The sequence below is a fragment of the Ectobacillus sp. genome, from assembly GCF_056992975.1.
The window spans coordinates 1-4896 of record NZ_JBXKMX010000116.1 but is presented as its reverse complement, the minus strand read 5'-3'; the positions used below and the strand labels follow the sequence as shown (position 1 = coordinate 4896).

At 36.3% G+C, this 4896-nt stretch carries 4 protein-coding genes and 1 pseudogene; all 5 read left to right on the top strand.

Annotated elements, in window-relative coordinates; genetic code table 11:
• The first annotated feature begins 255 nt into the window (after positions 1 to 255).
• Positions 256 to 1134 (top strand): 2-dehydropantoate 2-reductase, encoded by an 879-nt coding sequence (locus tag AC11ZT_RS05970; RefSeq protein ID WP_484058726.1) that lies wholly within the window; start codon positions 256 to 258, stop codon positions 1132 to 1134.
• A gap of 72 nt (positions 1135 to 1206) precedes the next feature.
• Positions 1207 to 2823 (top strand): bacillithiol biosynthesis cysteine-adding enzyme BshC, encoded by a 1617-nt coding sequence (bshC, locus tag AC11ZT_RS05965; protein WP_484058725.1) that lies wholly within the window; start codon positions 1207 to 1209, stop codon positions 2821 to 2823.
• A gap of 214 nt (positions 2824 to 3037) precedes the next feature.
• Positions 3038 to 3970: a 16S rRNA (cytosine(1402)-N(4))-methyltransferase RsmH gene (gene rsmH, locus AC11ZT_RS05960; RefSeq protein ID WP_484058724.1), complete on the top strand. Its 933-nt coding sequence runs from the start codon at positions 3038 to 3040 to the stop codon at positions 3968 to 3970.
• 47 nt (positions 3971 to 4017) lie between these two features.
• Positions 4018 to 4371, top strand: a complete 354-nt coding sequence (gene ftsL, locus AC11ZT_RS05955) for a cell division protein FtsL (RefSeq protein ID WP_484058723.1) — start codon at positions 4018 to 4020, stop codon at positions 4369 to 4371.
• Between the two features lie 16 nt (positions 4372 to 4387).
• Positions 4388 to 4896: pseudogene (locus tag AC11ZT_RS05950) on the top strand (dihydropteridine reductase); the annotation flags it as partial.

The following is a 4896-nucleotide window of genomic DNA, read 5'->3' as shown; positions in this document are numbered from 1 at the left end:
GTGCATCGTCTTCGAGAACGAAATGTCTTAGAAAAAGTAGAAAAATAAAAAACAGCTGGTTGCAGCTGTTTTTTATTTTGAAATTCAGGTCAAACTTCTAGTTTAAATAGTTCTAGATAGGTTCCTTCTCCAAATGAATGTTGTTTATATAAGCTCATTTTAGCAACAAGTGGTTCACCAAAATAAACGGTATTATTTTTTTATTATAAATTTTGCTACACTACTAGTAAGTATACTATATAAGGAGAATAGATGATGAAGATAGGAATTATTGGTCCTGGTGCGATTGGCCTTCTCTTTGCTTACTACTTACAAAAAGAAAGCATTACTGTTACAATATACACGCGTACAGAAAATCAAGCAGCCAACATACGAAAACAAGGAATAACATGCATAATAAAAGATGTGAAATATACTGTATATCCAAATGCTATGTCTTTGTGCGAAGCATCAATACAGGATGATTATGTATTTGTTGCTGTAAAGCAATATCATTTGCAGTCCGTGCTGCCTTATTTATATAACGCTAGGGGGACACTCGTTTTTTTACAAAACGGAATGGCTCACCTTGCGCTGTTGCAAAAATTTACTCAAGTGGCAGTAGGAATTGTTGATCACGGGGCACGAAAAGAAAATGACACAACAATTATACATACAGGGGTAGGGACAACGAAACTTGGTATTGTGAATGGGGAGAAGGAATTGTTCCAGCCACTCATTTCTATATTTACGGATGTATTTCCTCTTGTTTTAGAAGAAGATTGGTATGAAACCATTGTGAATAAACTTGTTGTAAATGCATGTGTGAACCCTCTCACCGCGTTGTACAAAGTAAAAAATGGTGAATTGATTCACAATGAGTCATTTAAACATGTTATGAAGACAGTATGTATGGAAGTTCTTTATATTTTAGATAAAAAGAACCAGGAAGACCATTGGCAACGAGTTTGTTCGGTTTGTGAAAAGACAGCAGAGAACCGGTCCTCTATGCTGGCAGATGTTATGAATGATAGGCTCACAGAAATAGAAGCTATAGTAGGCTATCTAGTAAATAAAGCAAATGAACATAATCAACATGCACCATTGCTTTCATTTTTGTACCATTCAATTAAAGGGATGGAGCATATAAGATAAAATTTTTGCTTTTGCTTATAACATTGTCTACAATTTTGTAAGTGGAAGTCGGGATAGGAAAGGAAGAAGGTTATGGATATGAAAGAAATCTCTGTTTTTCCGAAAGGATTGACGGGAGACTATTTGCAAGGAGATGCGGATGCATTATCCTGTTTTGATTACTCTTTGCAAGATCAAGTATACGAGTCAAGAATTCGTGACTTACAATCGCGTTCCTTTAACAGACAGGAGCTCGTTCGTCATTTACGAATGTACAATGAAGGCTACGGTGCAAGTGCAAAAACGATAGAAAATATCCTTGCGTTAGAAGATTCTCAAACGGTTGTTGTGATTGCAGGGCAACAAGCAGGTATTTTGACAGGCCCACTTTATACGATTCATAAAATAATTTCTATTATTCAACTTGCAAAACAGCAGGAAAAAAAGCTCGGTGTTCGGGTTGTTCCTGTCTTTTGGATTGCTGGAGAAGATCATGATATAGATGAAATTAACCATGTTCATATTTTGAAAAACCAAACTGTAAAAAAATCGATTTTACATGGGGATATAAAGCAGAAAATAAGTGCATCTGAAACAGAATTAAATCAAGAAGACTGTAAGGCTTGGATTAGAAGTGTGTTTCGATCGTACCAAGAAACAAGCTTTACAACGGAAATGATGCAATTTGTAACAGCATGTTTAGAACGGTCTAAAACGTATACCGATTTCTTTGCCTTTATGATAACGGAGTTATTTAAGGAAGAAGGACTTATTCTAGTAGATTCAGGAAATCCTGAACTTCGGAAGATAGAAGCTCCTTTCTTTGAAACGATTCTCAAGCATGAACCGGGGATACGTGAGGCATTGGCTACTCAACAACAGAAAATAATTGGATCTACCTATACCCCACTTATTACAACTAAACAGAATGCTATTCATCTCTTTTTAAAAATTGACGGAGAGAGATGGCTTCTTGAAAGAGAAGAAGATGTCTATGTTTGTAAAGAGGGGAAAGTACGATTAACAGAAGAAGAACTCGTCCAAATTATTTATACAGAACCAGAAAGAGTTAGTAATAACGTAGTAACGCGGCCATTAATGCAGGAATACTTGTTTCCAACTCTTGCATTTATTGGCGGTCCGGGAGAAGTTGCTTATTGGGCAGAACTCCAGCTTGTTTTTCATGAAATTGGATGGAAAGTGCCACCTGTTGTGCCTCGTCATATGATTAGCTATGTTGAGCGACATATTGAACGTGATTTAGAGGATCTATCCTTGCAAATAGAAGATGTGTTCACAAAACAGTTGGGTGGTATTAAGGATATATGGCTACGCTCTCAGGTGGACGAGCCTCTTGATGAATTATTTGAACAGGCGCGTCTTGAATTTGAAATGTCTCATCGCCATTTGCGAGAAGCAGCATTACGGGTAAACCCTAGCTTTTTATCGTTTGCCGAGAAGAACAAACGAAAAATAGAAGAGCAATTGCAATTATTTGAGCGTGCACTGCAAAAGGATATTCATAATAAACATGAAGTAGAACTTGCTAAGTTCAGACGAATTGAAGTTTCTCTTAAGCCTCATGGATTACTGCAAGAAAGAATGTGGAATATTTTGTATTATTTGAATAGATACGGATTTTCTTTTGTGCAGGATGTAGTGGATACACCATTTAGTTGGAATGGTAAGCATAAAATTATAAATCTGTAAAATCCTGCAGCTGTTTTGCAGGATTTTTCTTTGCCCTGTTGAATTGTTTTGTAAAATACTAACAATTTAAGTGAGTTAGATCATCAAACTATTCTAAAAATATACTTTGCATTGTTTTTGCTTTAATTTATAAAAAAAATGATAAAATATAGTATATAATGTAATAATGAAAAGAAATTTGACATTTGAATAATGTTATGAAGTAGGTGCAATGATGTTTAATCATAAAACGGTACTGTTAGAAGAAACAGTCAATGGGCTAGCTATCAAACCTAATGGTACATATGTAGATTGTACAATGGGCGGAGGAGGACATAGCGCGTATCTTTTGTCACAGTTGTCTAAGGATGGACATTTGATTGCCTTCGACCAAGACGATATTGCAATAGCGCATGCCAAGGATAGATTTCAATCGTACGGAGATCAATTTATTCCAATCAAGAGTAACTTTCGTTTTATTAAGGAGAGACTTCTGGAAATAGGAATTACAGAAGTAGATGGAGTACTGTTTGATCTTGGTGTATCTTCGCCTCAGCTAGATACGCCTGAACGAGGATTTAGCTATCATTTTGATGCTCCGCTTGATATGAGAATGGACCAGAACGCTTCTTTATCTGCATACGATGTTGTGAATGGATGGTCGTATGAACAATTAGTAAAAATCTTTTTTCAATATGGAGAGGAGAAATTTTCAAAGCAAATTGCAAGGAAAATTGAAGCATTTCGTGAAGAACATCCTATTGAAACGACAGGACAGTTGGTCGAGCTGATAAAAGAAGGTATACCGGCAGCAGCTAGGCGTACAGGCGGCCATCCTGCCAAACGAGTATTTCAAGCTATTCGAATTGCTGTTAATGATGAACTAAAAGTGTTTGAGGAAGCTTTAGAGGCAGCAATTGATGTAATAAAGCCGGGTGGAAGAATTAGTGTCATTACCTTTCATTCCTTAGAGGATCGCATTTGTAAAACCATATTTAAAAAATATAGTAGCATACCACCATTGCCTCGTGGTCTTCCAATAATACCGGATGAGTATAAGCCAAAGTTAAAATTGATTACGAGAAAGCCAATATTGCCATCAGAAGAAGAGTTAGAGGAGAATAATCGTTCACGATCTGCTAAATTACGTATTGCACAGAAGCAATGAACGAATTCTTACTATTCTATTGCCTATATGAAGAGGAGGAAGAGAAAATGACTAATGTAGCGGTTAAATATAGAAAGAAACAATCGCAAGCAGAGATGCAGCAACCGGTAGTACAACCAGTTCGTAAAGCAAAAGTTACATTAATAGAAAAGATACTTTATACAGCTTTTATCGTATTTTTACTTTATGCAGCTGTAGTCATAGTAGGCAATAAAGCACAAATGTTTCAGACAAATGCAAAGACTGTTGATTTGCGTAACGACATAGAGAAGCAAAAGAAAGTTAACAATGATTTAAAAGCGGATGTGGAGAAATTGAGTAGCTACGATCGCATTGCTGAAAAAGCAAAAAGTATGGGTCTTAGCGTCAATGAAAATAATGTAAAGTCACTACGCCCATAAGAGAGTGTGATACGTGATGGAAATGAAAAAATTATATATGAATAAAGGAGCAGGATGCTTAATGATATTGTTTGCCCTGCTCTTTTTTATATTGTTGTCTCGATTTTTTTACTTACAAGTTGTTGGCACAGTCCACGGAGAATCATTAAAAAAATGGGCTGATGCGAAGTACAATCAAAATGGAGTACTAGAAGCAATGCGCGGTACAATTTATGATGCGCATGGGGAAGTGCTCGCTCAAGATGTCCCAGCGTATAAACTTATAGCAGTATTAAAAGGCGATGGAAGTGTGAAGGACAAGGAGATGACGGCAGAAAAGATTGCTCCTGTTCTAAATGTAAACAAAGATGAAATTTTGCAAAAGTTAAACAAAAATGCTGTGCAAACGGAATTTGGATCTCAAGGTAGCAACATAACGAAAAAACAGTATGATCAAATAACAAACATGAAATTGCCTGGAATCCTCTTTGTTGATGGAACTGCAAGAATTTATCCAAATGGAGACTTTGCATCGTATGTGTTAGG

Coding starts and splice junctions, on each gene's coding strand:
- AC11ZT_RS05970 (WP_484058726.1), top strand. CDS start 256: ATGAAGATAGGAATTATTGGTCCTGGTGCGATTGGCCTTCTCTTTGCT.
- bshC (WP_484058725.1), top strand. CDS start 1,207: ATGGATATGAAAGAAATCTCTGTTTTTCCGAAAGGATTGACGGGAGAC.
- rsmH (WP_484058724.1), top strand. CDS start 3,038: ATGTTTAATCATAAAACGGTACTGTTAGAAGAAACAGTCAATGGGCTA.
- ftsL (WP_484058723.1), top strand. CDS start 4,018: ATGACTAATGTAGCGGTTAAATATAGAAAGAAACAATCGCAAGCAGAG.